Annotated in this window: 14 protein-coding genes and 1 pseudogene; 10 read left to right on the top strand and 5 right to left on the bottom strand. The window is 68.0% G+C overall.

What is annotated here, in order from left to right; all coding sequences use genetic code 11:
- Positions 1-220: 220 nt before the first annotated feature.
- On the top strand, positions 221-1522 hold the full coding sequence (locus AC5RU7_RS19500; protein ID WP_494053628.1) for an RNA polymerase sigma factor: 1302 nt from the start codon (positions 221-223) through the stop codon (positions 1520-1522).
- Between the two features lie 219 nt (positions 1523-1741).
- Here AC5RU7_RS19500 and AC5RU7_RS19495 read toward each other — a convergent pair whose 3' ends face one another.
- Entirely contained in the window at positions 1742-1963 is a 222-nt protein-coding gene (locus AC5RU7_RS19495) for a DUF7455 domain-containing protein (RefSeq protein WP_009358954.1), read from the bottom strand.
- A gap of 252 nt (positions 1964-2215) precedes the next feature.
- Here AC5RU7_RS19495 and AC5RU7_RS19490 point away from each other — a divergent pair, with 252 nt between their 5' ends.
- Complete coding sequence (locus tag AC5RU7_RS19490; RefSeq protein WP_494053627.1) at positions 2216-4324, top strand: DNA gyrase/topoisomerase IV subunit B; 2109 nt, start codon at positions 2216-2218, stop codon at positions 4322-4324.
- Between the two features lie 53 nt (positions 4325-4377).
- Here the strand turns inward: AC5RU7_RS19490 and AC5RU7_RS19485 are convergent, their stop codons facing one another.
- Together AC5RU7_RS19485 and AC5RU7_RS19480 are read right to left on the bottom strand one after the other, a co-directional pair.
- A complete protein-coding gene (locus tag AC5RU7_RS19485) occupies positions 4378-5367 on the bottom strand; it encodes a M56 family metallopeptidase (RefSeq protein WP_494053626.1) in 990 nt (329 codons plus the stop codon).
- 6 nt (positions 5368-5373) lie between these two features.
- Complete coding sequence (locus AC5RU7_RS19480) at positions 5374-5757, bottom strand: BlaI/MecI/CopY family transcriptional regulator (protein WP_494011012.1); 384 nt, start codon at positions 5755-5757, stop codon at positions 5374-5376.
- Between the two features lie 259 nt (positions 5758-6016).
- Here AC5RU7_RS19480 and AC5RU7_RS19475 point away from each other — a divergent pair, with 259 nt between their 5' ends.
- The 3 genes from AC5RU7_RS19475 to cydD are packed head-to-tail and all read left to right on the top strand — an operon-like array spanning position 6017 to position 12155.
- On the top strand, positions 6017-7621 hold the full coding sequence (locus tag AC5RU7_RS19475; RefSeq protein ID WP_494053638.1) for a cytochrome ubiquinol oxidase subunit I: 1605 nt from the start codon (positions 6017-6019) through the stop codon (positions 7619-7621).
- Between the two features lie 33 nt (positions 7622-7654).
- Positions 7655-8704 carry a cytochrome d ubiquinol oxidase subunit II gene (gene cydB / locus AC5RU7_RS19470; protein WP_494053625.1) on the top strand — a complete coding sequence of 350 codons (1050 nt, stop codon included), beginning with the start codon at positions 7655-7657 and terminating at the stop codon, positions 8702-8704.
- A 1-nt stretch (position 8705) separates the two neighbouring features.
- Entirely contained in the window at positions 8706-12155 is a 3450-nt protein-coding gene (cydD, locus tag AC5RU7_RS19465; RefSeq protein ID WP_494053624.1) for a thiol reductant ABC exporter subunit CydD, read from the top strand.
- Here the strand turns inward: cydD and AC5RU7_RS19460 are convergent.
- Together AC5RU7_RS19460 and AC5RU7_RS19455 are read right to left on the bottom strand one after the other, a co-directional pair.
- Positions 12152-12670: a DinB family protein gene (locus AC5RU7_RS19460; protein WP_494053623.1), complete on the bottom strand. Its 519-nt coding sequence runs from the start codon at positions 12668-12670 to the stop codon at positions 12152-12154. The genes cydD and AC5RU7_RS19460 overlap by 4 nt on opposite strands.
- A 9-nt stretch (positions 12671-12679) precedes the next feature.
- Complete coding sequence (locus AC5RU7_RS19455) at positions 12680-15187, bottom strand: DNA gyrase/topoisomerase IV subunit A (RefSeq protein ID WP_494053622.1); 2508 nt, start codon at positions 15185-15187, stop codon at positions 12680-12682.
- 76 nt (positions 15188-15263) lie between these two features.
- On the opposite strand from AC5RU7_RS19455, the gene AC5RU7_RS19450 reads away from it, so the two are divergent.
- The 5 genes and pseudogenes from AC5RU7_RS19450 to AC5RU7_RS19430 all read left to right on the top strand — a co-directional run.
- The gene (locus AC5RU7_RS19450) at positions 15264-17948 is read left to right on the top strand and encodes a bifunctional acetate--CoA ligase family protein/GNAT family N-acetyltransferase (protein WP_494053621.1); all 2685 of its coding nucleotides are present in this window, start codon (positions 15264-15266) and stop codon (positions 17946-17948) included.
- A 63-nt stretch (positions 17949-18011) separates the two neighbouring features.
- The gene (locus AC5RU7_RS19445) at positions 18012-18755 is read left to right on the top strand and encodes a DUF5998 family protein (protein WP_494011018.1); all 744 of its coding nucleotides are present in this window, start codon (positions 18012-18014) and stop codon (positions 18753-18755) included.
- Positions 18755-19978, top strand: a complete 1224-nt coding sequence (locus AC5RU7_RS19440; protein WP_494053620.1) for an alkaline phosphatase family protein — start codon at positions 18755-18757, stop codon at positions 19976-19978. Before AC5RU7_RS19445 ends, AC5RU7_RS19440 begins: the two co-directional genes overlap by 1 nt.
- On the top strand, positions 19971-20714 hold the full coding sequence (locus AC5RU7_RS19435) for a thymidine kinase (RefSeq protein WP_494053619.1): 744 nt from the start codon (positions 19971-19973) through the stop codon (positions 20712-20714). Before AC5RU7_RS19440 ends, AC5RU7_RS19435 begins: the two co-directional genes overlap by 8 nt.
- Positions 20715-20746: 32 nt before the next feature.
- Positions 20747-21313 (top strand): annotated as a pseudogene (locus AC5RU7_RS19430) (HNH endonuclease signature motif containing protein); the annotation flags it as partial.

The raw sequence follows: 21313 nt of genomic DNA, 5'->3' as shown, positions 1-21313 counted from the left end.
ATCCGGGGAAAACATGAGACAATGGATGCCGAGACCCGGTTGGGTCCGTGTATCGAGTGCCTGTGGATGTGCCCTCCGGGGAACATTGCAGCGGCTTCGGCAGTTGTCTTAAGTGACTCTGCCGGCCGTGGTGGCGCTTGGTTTTCACCACGGACTTGACAGGGTCATAGTGGTGTTGCCCGTATGGCGATTCCACAGACCACCGCTAGAAAGGTTTTCTGTGACCCCGTCTTCCACGAAGAAGGACCCCGCCGCCCAGGACGATTTGTCCGCCGAGGACAAGCAGGTTGCGACCGGCGCCAAGCGGGCAGCCACCAAGGCATCTGCCGGCGCGGACGGCAAGCGCGAGCCGAAGAAGCGCGGGCCCAAGCCCGGCGCCAAGGCGGCGGCCGAGGCCGCGAACAAGGCTTCCGCCGGTGACGTTGACCCTGACGAGGCAGAGGTCGAGGACCTCGACGACATCATCCTCGAGGGACCGGAAGCGGTTGAGGACGCCGACGCCGATGTTGAGGCCGATCCTGCCAAGGCCGTTGCCGGCAGCGGCAAGGGCTTCGTCTACTCTGATGCCGATGACGACGACGCCCCGGTGCAGCAGGTCATGTCCGCGGGTGCCACCGCGGACCCCGTCAAGGACTACCTCAAGCAGATCGGAAAGGTCGCCCTGCTCAACGCCGAGCAGGAAGTGGACCTTGCGCTCCGCATCGAGGCCGGACTGTTCGCCGAAGAGAAGATTGCCGCCGACGACGGCTCCATGGACCCGAAGTACAAGCGGGAACTGGAATTCATCATCCACGACGGCAAGCGCGCCAAGAACCACCTGCTGGAGGCCAACCTCCGCCTCGTGGTGTCGCTCGCCAAACGCTACACCGGCCGCGGCATGCTCTTCCTGGACCTCATCCAGGAAGGCAACCTGGGCCTGATCCGTGCAGTCGAGAAGTTCGACTACACCAAGGGCTTCAAATTTTCCACCTACGCCACCTGGTGGATCCGGCAGGCCATCACCCGCGCCATGGCGGACCAGGCCCGCACCATCCGCATCCCGGTCCACATGGTTGAAGTCATCAACAAGCTGGCCCGCGTCCAGCGCCAGATGCTCCAGGACCTGGGCCGCGAACCCACGCCCGAAGAGCTGGCACTCGAACTGGACATGACCCCTGAAAAGGTCGTGGAGGTCCAGAAGTACGGCCGCGAGCCCATTTCCCTCCACACCCCGCTGGGCGAGGACGGTGACTCCGAGTTCGGCGACCTGATCGAGGACTCGGAAGCCGTGGTTCCGGCCGACGCCGTGAGCTTCACGCTCCTGCAGGAGCAGCTGCACTCCGTACTGGACACCCTGTCCGAGCGCGAAGCCGGCGTCGTGGCGATGCGGTTCGGCCTCACCGACGGGCAGCCGAAGACTTTAGACGAAATCGGCAAGGTCTACGGCGTCACGCGTGAGCGCATCCGCCAGATCGAATCGAAGACCATGTCCAAGCTCCGCCACCCCTCCCGGTCGCAGGTGCTCCGGGACTACCTGGACTAGGCCACAGCAGGGCAAAGCGGGCCATTCCCGCCCGGGAACGGAAATTTCCCAGGCGCGGAATGGCCCGCGTTGCTGCTTAAAGGACCTGCCAGTGCTGCGCCGGGACGCGGCGCGCAGAAGATGCTGGTGACAGCGGACGCGGGTCTAAAAACGGGTTAAAAGAGGAACGGGACCCCTCCGGCCGGAGGAATCCCATTCCCTCGATAAGTCTCGGTGCAACTAGTCGACTTCTACGGCAGCCTTCTCATGAAGCTTGGCCGTCTCATCGTGCCAGTCGGAGCTCAACGGCTTCAGGGTAGCCTCGACCGCACGGGCGTGGTGGGCGCAGAACAGCAGCTCACCGCCGGAGGACTCGAGTACAACCCGGACATATGCCTGGGCTCCGCAACGATCGCACCGGTCGAGGGCGTTGAGCGTGCGGTCCGCCACTGCTGTTGTCATATCGGCCTCCTTAGTAGATCAGTACGTCTATATAACCAGTATTCGTAACAAAACCATCGCAAGGATGGGGCAAGTTCGCTGTGCGCGTATCCGCAAGGTTCAGTCAAGATTCACCACGGAAGGCCGAGCGGTGGGTCAGTGGTGCGCTGCACAGGCCCCTCCGCAGTGTGGCAGCCAGCCGTCCGGGCCGGGGCCGACTACCCTAGAGGGAGCGCTTTCAGCGCCCGCTTTACCTGAAGGAGTTCAACACCAGTGGCACCAAGTTCTGACTACACTGCCCGGCACCTGTCTGTGCTGGAGGGCCTGGAAGCCGTCCGCAAGCGCCCCGGCATGTACATCGGTTCCACCGACTCCCGCGGCCTCATGCACTGCCTCTGGGAGATCATCGACAACTCCGTGGATGAAGCGCTGGCAGGGTTCGGCCATGACATCAGGATCATCCTGCACGCGGACAACTCGGTGGAAATCCATGACGACGGCCGCGGCATCCCCATCGACAAGGAACCGAAGACCGGACTCACCGGCGTCGAGGTAGTGTTCACCAAGCTGCACGCTGGCGGCAAGTTCGGCGGCGGCTCCTACACGGCCTCGGGCGGCCTGCACGGTGTGGGCGCATCGGTGGTCAACGCCCTCTCCTCACGGCTGGACGTAGAGGTGGACCGCGGGGGCAAGACCTACAAGATGTCCTTCCGCCGGGGCGAGCCTGGCCGGTTCCAGGACACGGGTTCCCGGGTTGACCCGGCCGCGCCCTTCACTCCGTTCGTGGAAGACTCTGTCCTTGACGTTGTGGGGAAAGCCAAGCGCGGCGTCACCGGCACCAGAATCCGGTACTGGGCGGACCGGCAGATCTTCACCCCGGACGCAAAGTTTTCGTACGACGAGCTGGTGGCCCGCGCCCGGCAAACGTCCTTCCTGGTTCCCGGGCTCAAGCTCACGGTCCGTGATGAGCGCAGGATCGCCGGAACCCCGGGGGCGGCCGGACCGCACGAGGAAGTGTTCCACCACGACGGCGGCATCTCCGAGTTCGTCGACTTCCTGGCGGCCGACCCCGCCGTCACCGACGTGTGGCGGCTCCACGGTGCGGGCAAGTTCAAGGAAACCGTCCCGGTCCTGGACGAGCGCGGGCACAGCCAGCTGGCCGAGGTGGAGCGGGACTGTGAAGTGGACGTTGCCCTGCGCTGGGGGATTGGCTATGACAGCACCGTCCGCAGCTTCGTGAACATCATCTCCACGCCCAAAGGCGGCACGCACCAGTCCGGCTTCGAGCAGGCCCTGGTGAAGACCTTCCGGAAGGCAGTGGAAAACAACGCCCGCAAGCTCAAGGCCGGCAACGACAAGATCGAGAAGGATGACATCTTCGCCGGCCTCACAGCCGTTCTGACGGTCCGGCTGGCCGAACCACAGTTTGAGGGGCAGACCAAGGAAATCCTGGGCACCTCCGCGGTCCGCGCCATCGTTGCCAAGGTGGTGGAGCGCGAAATCAACGCCAAGCTCACCTCCTCGAACCGGAACGACAAAGCGCAGACGGCGCTGCTGCTTGAGAAGATCGTCAACGAGATGAAGTCGCGCATCTCGGCGCGCGTGCACAAGGAAACCCAGCGGCGCAAGAACGCGCTGGAAACGTCCTCGATGCCCACCAAGCTTGCCGACTGCCGGACGGACGACGTCGAACGTTCCGAACTCTTCATCGTGGAAGGGGACTCGGCGCTGGGAACGGCCAAGCTCGCCCGGTCCTCCGACTTCCAGGCCCTGCTGCCCATCCGCGGCAAGATCCTGAACGTCCAGAAGGCCTCCGTGGGGGACATGCTCTCCAACGCCGAGTGCGCCGCGCTGATCCAGGTGGTGGGAGCCGGTTCAGGCCGCAGCTTCGACATCAGCGCCGCACGCTACGGCAAGGTCATCCTGATGACCGACGCCGACGTGGACGGCGCGCACATCCGCACCCTCCTGCTGACCCTGTTCTTCCGCTACATGCGGCCCATGATCGACGAGGGCAGGGTGTTTGCGGCCGTGCCGCCGCTGCACCGGGTGGAGGTGATCAACGCCGGCCAGAAGGCCAACGAGATGATCTACACCTATTCGGAGGCTGAGCTGCATGTGCTGCTGGCGCGCCTGGCCAAGGAAGGCAAGCGGTACAAGGAGCCCATCCAGCGGTATAAGGGCCTGGGCGAAATGGACGCGGAACAGCTGGCCGAGACCACCATGGACCCGCGGCACCGGACCCTGCGCAAGGTGGGCATCGAGAACGCCAAGCAGGCGGAGGAGATTTTCGACCTGCTGATGGGTTCGGACGTCTCCCCGCGCAAGGACTTCATCATCGCGGGCGCCGCCAGCCTGGACCGGGAGCGCATCGACGCCTGACCCGGCGGTGCCTGCCGCGGCGCTCCCCGGCGGAGCGTCCGACGGCGGGATGTTCAGCCGAGCAGGCCAGGAACCACCAGCAGGGCCGTGGGGAGGGCCAGCAGGAGAACGCAACCGGTCAGCACCAGGCTGCGCACGGCGCCCGGCAGCTGGGGCTGCGGCGACAGCAGCCGGCTGACCCGCGAAGCGGTGGTCCGCGCTGAATCCGACGCCAGGACGCCATTTCCGGGGTCCAGCCCGGCCAGGGCCGCCGTGGAGGAAGCCGGAGCGAGCTCGGACCCGGCACCCTGCGCCGAACCGCTGGCAACAATGGCAATGGCCTTGATCAGGGTGGCTTTGCTTTCGCTCTTGAGGGCGACGTCGTCCGCAAGCATCTCAATCAGGGAGTTGACGGACTCCTGGGCCAGCCGGGTGGTGGGGAGCCAGGGCAGGGCCTGCCTCCAGGCCGCAAAGGCCCACAGGAGCAGGTGGTGCCGCTGACTGAGATGGGCGTTCTCGTGGATCAGGACGGCCCGCAGCTCGGCCGGCTCCAGGGCGGCCATCAATCCGTCCGACAATACGGTCACCGAGCGGGCGCCGCCGGGCAGGCAATAGGCCACAGGGGAGTCGTGACTGATGACCAGGGTCGCGGCGTCCTGCCCTGAGGGGGAGGCCAGCAGGGCCAGCAGTTCCCGGTGGCGCCGGCGCTGCCGCTCAATCTTGTAGTACGTGAGCAGCAGGGTGAAGACCAGGTGGGCCGTGAGCAGTGCGGCCGCTGACAAAGCGAAGATGTGCCAGAATCCCAGGGCCGTGGTGGGCGCGTTGAAGAACACCATCGCGGCCAGTGCCCGGAGCCCGGCGATCAGGTTGTCGCCGATCGGTTCGAGCCCGTAGACCAGCATGGCCCCGATCATGGAGAGCCCGCCGGCGAGGGCGATCGCCTGCCAGAGAAGCATGGCCGTGAACGGGGAGCGCGCGGGCCACTGTGCGCGCGACAGGAGGATGGGTACCGGCCAGGCCAGTATTACCGCCAGGACCGCCAGCAGGTACGAGGCCCAGAACATGGTTGGCTAGAGGTGGCCAAGCAGTTTGCGCAGTGTTTCGGCTTCACCTTCGGATACGGAGCCAATGAAGCGTGCCAGCACGGCTTCGCGGTCCGGAGCCGAGCCCAGGACTTCATGCATGAGCTCCGCGGTGTGCTCGGCACGGCTGGAGACGGCCTGGTAGCGGTGCGGCCGGGTGCCGCGTTCACGCTCCACCAGCCCCTTCTTTTCCAGCCGGGACAGCACCGTGAGCACGGTGGTGACGGCAAGTTCCTTGCCTTCGTGCGCGGAACCGCCCTGCCCTGCGGACGTGCGGGCCAGCTGGTCCCGCAGGGTGTTCGCCGTAGCAGCTTCCTGGCCCGCCCAGAGCAGATCCATTACTGCCCGTTCCAGTTCACCAAGACTAGCCATCGCACTCTTCCTTTGTTTCCCCGCACCGTGCGCCCTGCTGGCGCCGGTGACTGCACGCGGTTTCTTCAACTACACCTATAAATCTACCCCGAACCGTCGCTACTTTCTACGTTGAGTAGAACAGTGTGGCGTGGCGCACGGTTGGCTTTCGCAGCGCGAGGCGCGCGTGTTTACAGCGCTCCAGCGTTGTTCTACACTCGGTAGAAGTTAGAGTTCTACGAAACGTAGAAAAGTGCATCTGCTCACAGTAGGGACTGCCTTGGACGCCTTGGAAATCGCACGCTGGCAATTCGGTATCACCACGGTCTACCACTTCATGATGGTCCCGCTGACCATTGGCCTGGGCCTGGTAGTGGCCATCATCCAGACCGTCTGGCACCGCACCGGCAAGCCGGAGTACCTGCGCATGACCAAGTTCTGGGGCAAGCTGTTCCTCATCAACTTCATCATGGGCGTGGCCACCGGCATCGTGCAGGAATTCCAGTTCGGCATGGCCTGGAGCGAATACAGCCGCTTCGTCGGCGACGTCTTCGGAGCCCCGCTGGCCCTCGAAGCCCTCCTGGCCTTCTTCGTCGAATCCACCTTCCTGGGACTGTGGATCTTCGGCTGGAAGCAGCTCAAGCCCGCCATCCACCTGGCCTGCCTGTGGATCGCCGTGGTTGGCTCCGTGTTCTCCGCCTACTTCATCATCGTGGCCAACAGTTGGATGCAGCACCCCGTGGGCGTGGAAATGGTGGACGGCCGGCCGGTCATGACCGACGCTTGGGCTGTCTTCACCAACAACACCGCGCTGGTGGCCGTGCCGCACACCCTCTTCGGCGCCCTGGCTGTGGCCGGCGGCTTCCTGCTCGGCATTGCCTGGTACCACCTCTGGCGCAGGCGGCGCGACGGCGTCGACACCGTGGGTGCCGGCGGCAAGGTCATCCCGGGGGAGTCCACAACCATCCCCGGCCGCGACCGCGCAGACCACACGGTCTGGATCCGGTCCCTGCGCATCGGCGCCGTGGTGGCCATGATCTCCTTCGCCGGCACCGCCCTCACCGGCGACCTCCAGGGCAAGCTCATGTTCGAACAGCAGCCCATGAAGATGGCGGCAGCGGAGGCGGCCTGCCACGACGGCACCGGCTTCTCCGTCCTGAGCATCGGCAACCTCGGCTCCCAGGACTGCGATGACATTGTGGCCCTGATCGAAGTGCCCGGCATCCTCTCCTACCTTGCCAAGGGTGACTTCACCACCGAGGTCAAGGGCGTCAACACCCTGCTCCCCGAGTACCAGGCCAACTACGGCACCCACCTGCCGGACAACCCCATCTACGGCGAACGTGCCGGCCAGGAAATCGACTACCTGCCGGTCATGGAAGTCACCTACTGGGGCTTCCGCATGATGATCGGCTTCGGCGGACTCGCGGCCCTGGCAGCCCTCGTGGCTCTGTGGCTCACCCGCAGCGGCACCGTGCCCTCGTCACCGTGGCTCATGCGGCTTGCGGTCATGGGCATCATGGCCCCCTTCGGCGCCAACGCGGCCGGCTGGATCTTCACCGAGATGGGCCGTCAGCCGTTCGTGGTTGCCCCCAACCCGGATCCCAACGGCATCGACCAGGTGTTCATGTTCACCGCGGCAGCAGTCTCCCCGGGCGTCTCGGCCGGGGAACTGCTGGCCTCGCTCATCACCCTGACCGCTGTGTACGCCGTCCTGCTGGTGGTGGAGGTGAAGCTGCTGGTCAAGTACATCCGCGGCGGCGTGGTCTCCGCCATGCCGGAGCTCGCGCACGTCCCGGCGGACGAAAACGAGGACGCCACCCCAGGCCCCGGCGGACCGGGCAGCGCCAAACCCGCTGACGACGTCCTGGCCTTCGCCTACTAGCCGCAGCCGAACACAAAGCAGAGGAAACGAACTATGGAACTGCTGCCGACCATCTGGTTCATCGCCATCGCGGTGCTGTGGACCGGCTACCTCTTCCTCGAGGGCTTCGACCTGGGCGTGGGAATGCTGATGAAGGCCTTCGCCCGGAACAACACCGAACGCCGCGTGCTCCTGAACACCATCGGGCCGGTCTGGGACGGCAACGAGGTCTGGCTCCTCACGGCCGGCGGTGCCACGTTCGCCGCTTTCCCGCTCTGGTACGCCTCCCTGTTCTCCGCCCTCTACCTGCCGCTGCTGGTGGTCCTGGTGGCCCTGATCTTCCGTGCGGTGGCCTTCGAATACCGCGGCAAGGTGGACACTGACCGCTGGCGGGCCCGGTGGGACTGGGCCATCGCCCTGGGATCCTTCTTCGCTGCCTTCGGCGTCGGCGCCGCCCTGGCCCTGACCACCACCGGACTGCCCCTGAACGCGAACGGCGACCGTGAGGGCGGCCCCTTCGCCTGGTTCAGCGGCTACGCGGTCCTGGGCGGGCTCGCAGTGGTGGGCTTCTCACTGGTCCACGCCCTCGCGTTCCTTGCGCTGAAGACCGACGGCGAGGTCCGGCACCGTGCCCGGCAGTGGTTCATCCGGCTGCTGCCGGTCCTGCTCCTGCCCATTACGGCCTGGGCGCTCAGCATCCAGTTCCTGGACGGAAAACCGTGGACCTGGGCAGCGGTCCTGCTCGCCGTCGCAGCCGCCGCCGCGGCCTGGCTGCTGTCCCGCTCCGGAGCCGAAGGCAAAGCGTTCCTGGCGCTCGGCGTGTTCCTGGTGCTCGGAACGGCATCCATCTTCGGCGCGGTGTTTCCCGTGGTCCTGCCGTCCACCCTGCACCGGGCCTTCGACCTCACCATTTCAAACGCCTCTTCATCGGACTACACTCTGGGCCTTATGAGCATCGTCGCCGCGTTCGGCCTGCCCCTGGTGATTGCCTACCAGGCCTGGACCTACTGGGTGTTCCGCCGCCGGGTCAGCGCCGCGTCCATCCCGGAGGCCCACAGCTTCCTGCCGGCAGTGGCCGCCAGGGCGTTCACCACGAAGGGCTGACGTGCGGCCAACGTTCCCCGCCGGTCCCGCCACCCGCTCCGCCCTCTACTGGCTCGGGCTCCTGGCAGCGCTCAAGGCGCTGTCGCTGGTCCTGATCGGCCAGGCCGTGGCTTCCGCGCTGGCGGGGTTGGCCGCAGCGGAACCGGACTGGGCCGGGCAGATGATCCCGGGGCTGGCCGGCGTGGTCCTGCGCTCGCTCACTGCGTGGGGGCAGGCCGTTGCTGCCCGCCGGGCCGCCCTGGGCATCAAGGAGGAACTGCGGTCCGGGCTGCTCGAACGGGCACTGCGGAACGGTACCCGGGGCACCGGTCCGGCGGACGGGGGCCTGGCGGTGTTGGCCACCCGGGGACTGGACGCGCTGGACAGCTACTACACCCAGTTCCTGCCTGCCCTGGTGAACTGCGCCGCCATCCCGCTGCTGCTGGGCGCCCGGATTCTCTTTGCCGACTGGGTCAGCGCCGTGGTGATCGTCCTCACCGTGCCGCTGGTGCCGCTCTTCATGGTGCTGATCGGCCGGTACACCGAGGACAAGGTGCGCGAGGCGCAGTCCGCGCTGGCCCGGCTCTCGGCCCACATGCTGGAGCTGGCCAAGGGACTGCCGGTGCTGGTGGGGCTGGGACGCGCGTCCGCCCAGCGCAGGGCACTGGAGGAGATTTCCGAGGAGTACCGGTTCCGGACCATGGGTACCCTGCGGACGGCCTTCATGTCCGCCCTGGCCCTGGAGCTGATCGCCACCATTTCCGTTGCTGTCGTGGCGGTGTTCATCGGCGTGCGGCTGGTGCACGGCGACATGCCGCTTGAGGCCGGGCTGCTGGCGCTGATCCTCGCCCCGGACTGCTATCTTCCGCTGCGTGAACTGGGTACCGCCCACCATGCCAGCGATGACGGCCGCGTGGCGCTCGCAGAGGTGACGGCCGTGACCGAGGCACCTGAGCCCCGGCCGCTTGCCGCCGTGCGGGCAGGACGGCCGGGCGCCCCCATTACCGTCTCCGCGCTCACTGTCACCTTCGGCGGAAGGTCCCGGGCCGCCGTCGGACCGCTCAGCTTCGAGGCGCCGCAGAGCCGGATCACCGCCCTGGGCGGGCCCAGCGGCGCGGGGAAGAGCACCATCCTGGGTGTCCTGGCCGGGACCATCGGCGACGGCGGCGGCACGTCCGTCACCGGTTCCGTCAAAGGCCTGGACCGTGCCGCGGTGGCCTGGGTCCCGCAGCATCCTGTGTTGGTGGCCGACACCGTTATGGACGAGGTGCTGCTCTACCTGTCCGCCCACGCCCGGTATTCGCGGGACCGGGCGCTGACAGTGGATGTTGCCAGGTCCTGTCTGGTGCGGGCCGCGGCGGGGCACCTGGCCGCTAAACACCCCGCTGAGCTGAGCCCAGGCGAATTGCGCAGGGTTGCCCTGGCCCGCGGGCTGGCCCGGATCGAGGCAGGCGCCGCGGTCCTGCTGCTCGATGAACCCACTGCGCACCTCGACGACGAGTCGGCACTGGCGGTGGAGGATGCCATCCGCAGGCTGCGGGGCCAGGTCACGGTGATCCTGGTGGCGCACAATGACCGTACCCGCGCCCTCGCGGACCACCTGGTCCCTGTAGGCGGCACAGTCCCGGACGTTCCGGCAGCAGGGGACCCGGGCCCGCAACCGCTGCCCGCTACCCGCGGTTCCGCCGGCGATGCCACCCTGATTGCACCCGCCGGATCACGTGGCGGACCGGCAGGACCCGGCCCCCGCGCCCGGGAGGTCAGTACAGGCGGGCAGCGGCGGGCGCCCGTCCGGCTCGTGGCGGCACTGCTGGCGCCGGTACAGGGCAAGTTCGGCGGCGCGGCCGCGGTGGGCACGCTGGCGGCGGTCTTCGCCGTCGCCCTGTCCGGACTCTCCGGCTGGCTGATCATCCGGGCCAGCGAGCAGCCGCCCATCCTGTACCTGCTCTCAGCCATCGTGGGTGTCCGGTTCTTCGGCATCGGCCGTGCCGTGTTCCGGTACTGGGAGCGGCTGCTCCTGCACGACGCCGTGTTCGCGGCCCTCACCAGGCTCCGGGGCCGGCTGTGGGAGTCGCTGAGCCGCCGGGCACTGGCACTCCGCCGCCTGCTGCAGGGCGGCAACGTGCTGGGAACGGTGATTGACGACGTCGACACCATCCGTGACCTGCTTCCCCGCGTGGTCCTGCCGCCGGTTACCGCAGTGGCTGTGTCCGTGCTCGCGCTGGCCGCCACCTGGCTGCTGGTGCCGTCCGCGCTGCCTGCCGTGATCGCTGCCGCCCTTGCCAGCCTGATGCTCGCCCCGGCGGTTGCCCTGTGGGGCGACCGGAAGTCGGCTACGGCGGAGCAGATCCTGCGCTCCGGCGTGCTGCGCCGCATTTCGGCGGCACTGGACGCCCGCGCGGAACTCCATGCCAACAGCGTGGCGCCCCTGGTCCTGGAGGACCTGCAACGGCAGGACGCCAACGCCACTGCGGCGTCCCGGCGATCCGCCTGGGCGGACGGGCTGGGCCACGCTGTCACGACGGCCGCCTGCTGTGCCGCTGCCCTCGCGGCCGCCTGGCTCGCCGCCCCGGCCGTGTTCGATGGCCGGATAGCGCCGGCAACCGCGGCGGTGGTGGTCCTGCTCCTCCTCGCGCTGGTGGAACCCTACGCAGCCACGACGACGGCGGTACGCCAGTTCCCGGCGCTGCGGACAGTCCTGCAGCGGGTGGAGGAATCCGGCGCGCTGGCAGCCCTGGACCCGGCCGCGGACGATTCCGACGGGCTCCACGCGGTGCCGGCCCGCACCGGAAACCGTCCCGGCGTCGAACTGGACAACCTCGCCGCCGCATGGCCGGGCGGCAGGCCCGTATTCACGGGCCTCAATGCCGTTGCCGAACCGGGGCGCTGGCTCGCCGTCACAGGTCCCTCGGGGTCCGGGAAATCGACCCTGCTCTCGGTCCTGCTGGGATTCCTCCCTGCGGCGGCGGGCGAGGCACGCGTGACGGGCCGGGCCGCGTGGTGCCCCCAGGAGGCACACCTCTTCGACTCGACCATCCGCGGCAACCTGCTGCTGGGACGCCCCGCGGACCACAGCGGGGCCGGCATGGAGGCGGAGATGGGCGCCGTCATCCGGGCCGTGGGTTTGACCAGCCTCATGGAGCGCCTGCCCGACGGCCTCGATACCCGGATCGGCCCCGGCGGCGCGTTCCTCAGCGGGGGAGAGCGCCAGCGCCTCGCCGTGGCCCGGACCCTGATGACGGGGGCGGAAGTGATCCTCCTGGACGAGCCCACAGCACACCTCGATGCCGGGTCCGCCCGCCACATGCTGGCAGACCTGCGGCACGGGCTGCGCGGCCGCACGGTGGTGCTGGTGACGCACAACCCGGCCGATATCCAGCCGGAAGATGCCCGGCTCGTCCTGCGCGCGGCGCCGGACGACGAAGACGCCCTGGTGGCTTCCCGAAGGGGAGCAAACGCAGGAAACGCTTAGCCGTCCACGTCGTGGAGGTGATGGACGGCGTCGTGCAGGAAGTACTGGGCGAGCGTCAGGACGGTGAACTCGGAGCCGTTGCTGCGCAGCCCTTTCCTGCCCCACTCCGATTCCCGGACGCCGGCGAACGACTCGGCCACCTGGTTGCCCTCGGCCGCGAGTTCGGCACTGACCACCGCGGGGTCCGCGTTGGCGTAATCCTTCTCGATGGCCGTCCGGTCCTGGTCCCAGTTCTCGAACCGGGCCTCGTCCGATTCGAGCATGAGGTTCAGCCGCTGGTCGAACAGGCTGAAGACGTCCCGGACGTGGCAGGCGTACTCCAGCGCCGACCAGGTGTGGTCATTCGGCCGCTCCGCCGCATCGGGCCGACGTAGCACCGCCCGCCACCGAGGCAGCATGTTCGCAATGGTCCCGGGGACCGTTGACGGCGTGGCGGTGGAGGCGTCAAAGGCGCATTCCGGGCAGGGACGCGTCAGGACCCAGGTCCAGTCCTTTTCATCAGGAACGATAGGCATGGCAGCAGTCTAGGCGGGATCTGGCCATGCCATCGCAGGACCCACGGCTTCCACCGGCTGGGACAGCGGCACGCCCGAGCCGTCGCGCCGGCCGTGCTCCTGCGGCAGGGACCTGGCCACACCCGCCGCGGAGGACGCCTTTGCCGGGCCATGGCCGGCCCACGCGAGCAGCAGCGTGTCCTCGCCCTTCAGGAACCGGTGCGCCCGGACGCCGGCGGTAGCACGCCCCTTGGCAGGGTACTCCGAGAAAGCCGTCACCTTGGCGGTGCCGGGAGCGGTGCCCGGCAGGGCGCCGTTGCTGCCGGCAATGGTGACCACGACGGCGGCCTCGTCTTTGGGCTGCACCGCACCGAAGAAGAGCACGCGGTCGTCAGCGCCCAGTTTGATGCCGGTCATGCCGCCCGCCGTGCGGCCCTGGGGCCGGACGTTGGCTGCCGGGAATTTCAGCAGCTGTGCCTGGCGGGTGAGGAACACCAGTTCGGCGTCGTCAGCCCCGGCGGGTGCCACGCCCACCACGAAGTCCTTGTCCTTCAGGGCGATGACTTCCCAGTCCTCGCGGTTGAGCGGGTAGTCGGGCTGGACCCGCTTCACCACGCCCTGGGCGGTGCCGATGGCCAGGACCTCGTCCAGCGGGGCAAACGCCACCAGGGTTTCGCCCTTGACCAGGGTGAGGAAGTCCTTGGCCGGCACGCCGCCGGCGAGGTTGGGCACTCCTGACATGGCCGCGAGGACGGGCATGTCCATCACCTGCAGGCGCAGCATCCGCCCCTGGGAGGTGACGGCCGCGATTTCCCCGCGGGCCGACGTCTTCACAACGGAGGTGAACACGTCGTGCTTGCTCCGCGGCCCCGCCTCCGCCAGCGGCTCCTGATTGCTGGTGCGGCCGATCTGGCCTGAGGCGGTGAGGATGGCCCAGCAGGGATCGTCAGCGATCTCCAGGGCCAGCGGTGCGGGCTTGCCCTTCTTGCCGTTGGCGCCGGCCAGTTCGGCGGCGACCGTAGGGGACACGGCTTCCGATTCCAGCAGGACGGTGCGCCGCGGGGTGCCGTGCTGTTCGGCAATCTCGCCCAGTTCGTCGGACACCACACCGCGGAGCAGTTCCTCGGAGCCGAGGATGGCCTCCAGTTCCTCGATCTCGCGGCGCAGCTCCTCCTGCTCCTTCTCCAGCTCGATCCGTGAGTACTTGGTGAGTTGGCGGAGCCGCAGCTCCAGGATGTAGTTCGCCTGGACTTCGGAGAGGTCGTAGATGGACATCAGGCGGGCGCGCGCGGCGGCTGCCTCGTCCGAGGACCGGATGATCTGGATGACCTCATCGATGTCCACGATGGCGATGAGGAGGCCCTCCACCAGGTGCAGGCGGTCCTTCTTCTTGCCCAGCCGGAACACGGTCCGGCGCCGCACCACGTCAATCCGGTGGTTCACGTACACCCGCAGCAGGTCCACCAGGCCGAGCGTCTGCGGCTGGCCGTCCACCAGGGTGACGTTGTTGATGCCGAACGAGTCCTCCATCGGCGAGTACCGGTACAGCTGCTGCAGGACCGCGTTGGGGTTGAAGCCGTTCTTCAGCTCGATGACCAGGCGCAGGCCGTGCTTGCGGTCGGTGAGGTCAACGATGTCGCTGATGCCGGTCAGCTTCTTGGCGTTGACGGCGTCCTTGATCTTTTCGATCACCTTCTCCGGGCCCACCATGTAGGGGAGCTCGGTGACCACCAGTCCGGTGCGGCGCGCGGAGAGCTGTTCAACCTCCACCTTGGCGCGGGTCTTGAAGGAGCCGCGTCCGGTGGCGTAGGCGTCGCGGATGCCGTCCAGTCCAACAATCCGGCCACCGCTGGGCAGGTCCGGGCCCGGCACGAAGCGCATGATGTCATCCAGCGTGGCGTCCGGGTGGGCGATCAGGTGCCGGGCGGCGGAGATGACCTCCACCAGGTTGTGCGGTGCCATGTTGGTGGCCATGCCGACGGCGATGCCGGTAGCGCCGTTGACCAGCAGGTTGGGGAACGCCGCCGGCAGCACATCGGGCTGGGTCAGCTGGTTGTCGTAGTTGGGGACGAAGTCCACCACGTCTTCGTCGAGGTGGTCGGTGAGCGTGAGGGCGGCGGCAGCAAGCCTGGCCTCCGTATACCGCGGAGCCGCCGGGCCGTCGTCGAGCGAGCCGAAGTTGCCGTGCCCGTCGATCAGGGGCAGCCGGAGCGAGAAGTCCTGCGCCATGCGCACCATGGCGTCGTAGATGGCGGTATCGCCGTGCGGGTGCAGTTTGCCCATCACCTCGCCCACCACGCGGGCGCTCTTGACGTGGCCGCGGTCCGGGCGCAGGCCCATGTCGCTCATCATGTACAGGATGCGGCGCTGTACCGGCTTCAGCCCGTCGCGGGCATCGGGGAGCGCGCGGGAGTAGATGACGGAATAGGCGTACTCCAGGAAGGAACCCTCCATTTCGGAGGTCACATCGATATCCACGATGTTCTCCGTGTAGGGGGTGGTGTCCACGGGAGGGGCTGAACTTTGGCGGCGGGCCATGGGGTTGGTGAATCCTTCTGGGGGTTACTGTGCAGCTTTCCGGAGTGCTCCGGAAGTTTTTGGCTAGGCTAAGCCTATGGTGGATCAGCCCGGGGACGGCGAATATCCGGAACATTGGGAAGCCGATGTCGTCCTGCGCGACGGCGGAACAGCGCACCTGCGCCCCATCCATCCCTCGGATGCCGATGCGGTCCAGGCGTTCCATATGCGCCAGTCCCAGGATTCAATTTACATGCGGTTCTTCGCCTTCAAGGCCCGGCTGTCCAGCAAGGAGCTCAAACGCTTCACCGAGGTGGACTACAAGGACCGGGTGGCGTTCGTCATCACCAGCCGCGGGGAAATCATCGGAATCGGCCGCTACGACCGGCTGGATGATCCCGCGGAGGCGGAGGTCGCGTTCAACATCGCCGACGCGCACCAGGGCAGGGGGCTGGGCTCCATCCTGCTGGAACACCTTGCCGCGGCCGCGCACGAAAACGGGATCCGCCGGTTTACCGCCGAGGTGCTCCCGGAGAACCGCAAGATGCTGATGGTCTTCTCCGACGCCGGCTATGACGTCAAACGGCATTTCGACGACGGCGTGGTCAGCCTTGAGTTCAACATCGACCCCACCGAGAAATCCCGGGCCGTCATGGAATCCCGCGAGCACCGCGCGGAGGCGAGGAGCGTGCGCGACCTGCTGACGCCGACGTCCGTTGCCGTCATTGGTGCCAGCCGCAAATGGGGCACGGTGGGCTACCAGCTGCTCGAGCACATCATCGAAGGCAAGTACCCGGGGCCGGTCTACGCCATCAACCCCGAGGCCCTCGAACTGGCCGGCATGCTGTCCTATGGCAGCCTGTCCGAAGTCCCGGATCCGGTGCACCTGGCCGTCGTTGCGGTGCCCTACGAGGAAGTTCCGGGGGTCGTGGCCGACTGCGCTGCGGCGGGGGTGAAGGGCCTGGTGATTGCCTCGGCAGGTTTCGCGGACGACGGCGAACGCGGCCTCCAGCGGCAGCGGGACCTGGTGCGGCAGGCCCGGGCGAACGGGATGCGCGTCATTGGCCCGGCCTCACTGGGGATCGTGAACACGCACCCGGACGTCTCGCTCAACGCGTCGATGGCGCCCACACTGGCCCTGCGCGGCAGCCTCGGCCTCTTCAGCCAGTCCGCCGCCATCGGCGTCTCGCTCTACGCCGCGTCCAGCCGGCGCCGGCTGGGCCTGTCCACGTTCCTGTCCGCGGGAAACAGGGCGGACGTCTCCGGGAACGACATGATGCAGTACTGGGAGGACGACGCCGATACCTCCGCCGTCGGCCTCTACCTGGAATCCATCGGCAACCCGCGCAAGTTCTCGCGACTCGCCCGGCGGCTGGCCCGGACCAAACCGGTGATCGTGGCCAAATCGGACACCATGGGGCTGCGGCTTCCCCCGGGCCACGCCGTGCGCACAACCCAGGCGCCGGTGGGGGCACTGGATGCCATGCTGCGCCAGGCCGGCGTCATCAGGGTGGAGACCATCGAGCAGCTGGTGGACGTGGCGCAGGTTGTATCCGGCCAACCGCTTCCCGTCGGCCCGGGCATCGCCATCTTCAGCAACTCGCAGGCGCTGGGCAAAGTGGTGGCGGACAGCGCCACCGACCAGGGGCTTAGCGTCGCGCAGCTGGTGGCCGGGGTTGATCTCGACGCCGGACGGTCCGTCGCCCTGCCGGCCCTGCGCGCGGAGCTGCTGAAGGCGCTGGAATCGGATGCCGTGCATGCGGCGGTGGCTGCGCTCCTGCCCGCGCGGGGCCTCACGGTGGACAGCATTGCCGAAGTGCTGGCCGAATGCTCGGCCGCCGCCGGGAAGCCCGTGGTGGCGGCGTTCACCGGCATCCTGGACCCCTCCGTCTACGTCGAGGGCATGGTGGGGTCGCTTGACCACACCGTCCCGTGCTACTCGAACCCTGGCGCCGCGGTGGCTGCGCTCGCGGCCGTGGTGCGGTATGCGGAGTGGGTATCGCGGGACCACGGACATTTCGTGGAACCCGCCGGCTGCGACCCGCAGCAGGCACGCGCCGAGATCGAGGTCCTCCTGCGGGATGTCCGCGGCGAGCAGCTCAAGCAGCTGGACCCCGCAGCGGCAGCGTCCCTGCTGGGCCACTACGGCATCCGGCTGCTCCCGTCCGTGGGCTTCGATACCCCGGAGCAGGCCGTCGAGGCGGCTGACGCACTGGGCTGGCCCGTCGCTTTGAAAACCACCGCTCCCGCGCTGCGGCACCGGCTCGACCTGGGTGGAGTGCGGCTCGACATCCAGGACCCGGAGTCTCTTCGCCAGAACGTCCTCCAGATGCGCCGGGCGCTCGCCGCCTACGGCGACCCGGCATTGGAGGTGCAGTCCATGGCGCCTGTGGGCCAGGCGTGCACGTTCAGGGCCATCGAGGACCCGCTGCTGGGTCCGGTGGTCTCATTCGGGCTGGCCGGTGACGCCACCAGCCTGCTCGACGACTGGGCGCACCGGGTGCCGCCCCTGTCCGCCGCCGACGTGCACGACTTCATCCGCGCGCCCCGGGCTGCCCGGAAGCTGTTCGCCTACCAGGGACTGCCGGCCGTCGACGTTGAAGCGCTGGAGGACCTGGCCGGCAGGCTGGCCTGGATGAAGGACAACCACCCCGAGATCGCACTGGTGGAATTCAATCCCGTGTTGTGCGGCACGTCGGGCGCCACCATCCTTGCCGCGGACGTCCGGATCGGCAACGCCGCCCAGCGGACCGACAGCGCACGCCGGGCCATGCTGGGCTGAGCCCGCGCGTGCGGGACCGGTGCGGTTCGCAATGTGTATGGCCGATCTGTGAAAATAGGGGTCATGAGCTCACAGCCTCCCGCGTCGGCGCCCGAAACGCCCGGCAATGACAACCAGGCCGTCCGCCACCACAGCTCACACAGCCACGGTGCCCAGGGCCAGAGCCTGGACGACGCCCTGCAGAAGGCCGGCTTCTACCCCCGCCTGGTGGCCGACGTCGTGGACGATGCACTGGACGGACGCGACTGCGTGGCCCACCTGGTGCACCTGGAAACCCACTTCGACCGTGCCGAGGTCCGCCGCCACATCACCGTACTGGTCCTGACCTCGGACATGCTGGTGATCACGCATGTCGACGACCAGCAGCTGGACGATGCCGGCGAGCAGATCGTCGCCCAGATCTCCACCGAATCGGTGCCTGTGGCGCAGATCCGCTCCGTGGTCCTCAGCTACATGTACTCCCAGCCGCAGAACTACAAGCCCTCCGACCCCGTCCGCGAACTCACGCTGTCCATCGCCTGGTCCGGCGGCCAGCGGCTGGACATGGGCCCTGCCAGCTGCGGGGATCCGCAGTGCGAAGCGGACCACGGCTACACCGGCACCATCGCCCAGGAGGACATTGTCCTGCGGATCAGTGCCGAGGCCGACGGCCTGCAGGCGGTGCAGGACGCCAAGCTCTTCGCCCGTGCCCTGCGCGCGGTGAACACCGGCTCCAGCGCCCCGGCACCCCATGTGCAGTCGCTCCCGCCACGCCCGCGCGCCGGTGTCTTCGGCACCCGGCTCAGCCGCGGCCACCAGCAGCGTTGATGCCTGAAGACCGGCACCAGGCTGTCAGTACCCCTCTTGCCCCCGCAGGCCAGGCGCTGGACCTGCCTTCCGCCCCCGCCTACGGCCGGCGCTCGGTCGCCGAAGTCCTCACCAGCGCCGCGGCCAGCCTCGGCGTCGACGGCTTCACGAACACGCTCGGCCTGCCGTCGGCCCAGCGCGTCTGCGTGGTCCTGGCCGACGGCCTGGGGCGGAGCCTGCTGAAGCAGAAAACAGCGCACACCCCCTTCCTGCGGTCGGTGATCCAGGCCGGGCAGGGCGACGTTCCGGTGTGGCTCGATTCGGCTTTCCCCTCCACCACGGCCGCGGCACTGTCGAGCTTCGGGACGGGACTGCCGCCCGGCCAGCACGGCATGGTGGGCTACGACGTGCTCGATCCGAAGCAGGACAAGGTGGTCAACCTGTTGGGCAACTGGGATCCGGGTGTGGACCCCGAGTCCTGGCAGCCGTTCCCCACGGTGCTGGAGCGCGCCGCCGGCGAAGTGGACGTCACCACCATTAGCCTGCCGCAGTTCGGTGACTCTCCCATGACGCGCGCCGCCCTCCGCGGCGGCCGGTTCGTGTCCGGAACCACCTCCCACGCCCGCACGGCCGCAGCCGCCGAAGCAATGGCCGGCTCCGACCGGTCATTGATGTACTTCTACCTGAACGAGCTGGACAAGGCAGGGCACCGCTACGGCTGCGGCTCCGAGCAGTGGGAGCACCAGATCGAGGAACTGGACGCGACCGTGAAGCGGCTCAGCGTGTCCCTTCCGGCCGGCACCACCATCCTCCTCACGGCCGATCACGGGATGCTGGACGTGCCGGAGCAGCACCGCATCGACTACTCCGCGGACCCCCAACTGGTGGACGGTGTCCGGCACACGGCGGGCGAGCCCCGGATGGTGCACCTGTACCTCGAAGAGGGCGCAGACCGGGACCGCCTGCTGGCAGCCTGGCGTGCCCGCTTCCGCGGCAGGATCTGGGCGTTCACCCGGGAGGATGCGCTGTCCGCCGGCCTCTTCGGCCCGGTGCGTCCCGCCGTCGAAGGCAGGATCGGCGACGTCATGATTGCCGCGCGGGACAGCCTGGCCCTGTACGACACGCGGCGCAGCCGCCCCGCCGCCATGGAGGTGGTGGGCCAGCACGGCTCGCTGACCAAGGCCGAGCGTGAGGTGCCGCTGCTGTGTTTCACCGCCGGCGGCAAGGGCGCGCGCCGTGGCTGAGCTCGTCTTTTTCTCCGGCACCATGGACAGCGGCAAGTCCACCCTGGCATTGCAGATGGATCACAACCACCGCGCCAGGGGGCGGGGCGGGGTCCGGTTCAGCCGCAACGACCGCGCCGGTGAATCCCGCATCTCCAGCCGCCTCGGCCTCCAGACGGATGCGGTGGAAGTAGGGGACGGCACCGACTTCTGGGAGGAAGTCATGCGCCGGCGCACCCAGGGGCAGCGTGTGGACTACCTGATTTGCGACGAAGCGCAGTTCTACTCGCCGGAGCAGGTGGAACAGCTCGCCAAGGTGGTTGACGAGATCGACGTCGACGTTTTCGCCTTCGGCATTACGGCCGACTTCCGCACCCGCCTGTTTCCCGGCTCCCAGCGGCTCATCGAACTGGCGGACCGGGTGCAGGTGCTCCAGGTCGAGGCCTTGTGCTGGTGCGGCCGGCGCGCCACGCACAACGCCAGGACGGTCGACGGCGTCATGGTCACCGAGGGTGCCCAGGTGGTGGTGGGTGATGTTGACATGGCCATGGACCCGTCAGCCACTGTGGAAAGCGGTCATGTCCCGGTAGTGGGTTACGAGACACTGTGCCGGCGGCACTACATGCGGCGCGTTACAGCCCATGGGGCCAACCTGATGGCCGAACAGGACCAGTTGCTGCCGTTCGACGTGGATGCCTGCCTGTGGCGTGGAACGGGTGGAACAGGCGCTGGAATGAAACCGGGGACCGGGGCATAAAGCCCGCCCGGGAATTGTCGGACCCTCCTGCCATGCTTTTGGGTATGGACGGCACGGCGCAGGGCGCAGAGGGCAGGGACGCGATTCTCGCTGCCGTTGCGTCGGTGGCCGGGTTCGCTGACGAGCTTGCCGGCGTCGTTGCGGGTGCTTCGCCTGCCGCTTCCGCTGACTCACGTCTGGGCGATGGTGTTGATCCCTTGCGCCGGTTCGCTGATGACTGCCTGGATGGGCTGGCATTGATTAGCAGGATCGAGGCGGCCACCGCGGCTGTGAAGGTGCGGTTGGTGGCCGGGCACGTGGAGGCTGCGGCTGCGTTGGCGGACCCGGACCCGAGCCCGCAATGGGTTACCGGGCAGCAGATGGCCGTGGTCGCCGAGGTCGCCTGCGTCCTGACCATCGGCGAACGCGCAGCAAGTTCATTGCTTGGTGCCGCGCACGCATTGACCAGTTCGTTGCCTGCGGCGCTGGATGCGCTGCAGGCCGGGTCGGTGTCGTGGCAGAACGCCCAGGTCCTGGTGGACGAGGCCACGGGCCTGAACGCCGCCGGCGCGGCGGCCCTGGAAGCTCACTTCCTCACCCCCGGCGCGGCTGGTCCTGAC

Source organism: Arthrobacter sp. K410C (assembly GCF_059090105.1).
This window is presented reverse-complemented; position numbering and strand designations above follow the sequence as displayed.

Bases quoted from the DNA above. Each gene is read 5' to 3' on its own strand.
- AC5RU7_RS19495 (WP_009358954.1), bottom strand. From the start codon at position 1,963: ATGACAACAGCAGTGGCGGACCGCACGCTCAACGCCCTCGACCGGTGC.
- AC5RU7_RS19485 (WP_494053626.1), bottom strand. From the start codon at position 5,367: ATGTTCTGGGCCTCGTACCTGCTGGCGGTCCTGGCGGTAATACTGGCC.
- AC5RU7_RS19480 (WP_494011012.1), bottom strand. From the start codon at position 5,757: ATGGCTAGTCTTGGTGAACTGGAACGGGCAGTAATGGATCTGCTCTGG.
- cydB (WP_494053625.1), top strand. From the start codon at position 7,655: ATGGAACTGCTGCCGACCATCTGGTTCATCGCCATCGCGGTGCTGTGG.
- AC5RU7_RS19460 (WP_494053623.1), bottom strand. From the start codon at position 12,670: ATGCCTATCGTTCCTGATGAAAAGGACTGGACCTGGGTCCTGACGCGT.
- AC5RU7_RS19455 (WP_494053622.1), bottom strand. From the start codon at position 15,187: ATGGCCCGCCGCCAAAGTTCAGCCCCTCCCGTGGACACCACCCCCTAC.
- AC5RU7_RS19450 (WP_494053621.1), top strand. From the start codon at position 15,264: ATGGTGGATCAGCCCGGGGACGGCGAATATCCGGAACATTGGGAAGCC.
- AC5RU7_RS19445 (WP_494011018.1), top strand. From the start codon at position 18,012: ATGAGCTCACAGCCTCCCGCGTCGGCGCCCGAAACGCCCGGCAATGAC.
- AC5RU7_RS19440 (WP_494053620.1), top strand. From the start codon at position 18,755: ATGCCTGAAGACCGGCACCAGGCTGTCAGTACCCCTCTTGCCCCCGCA.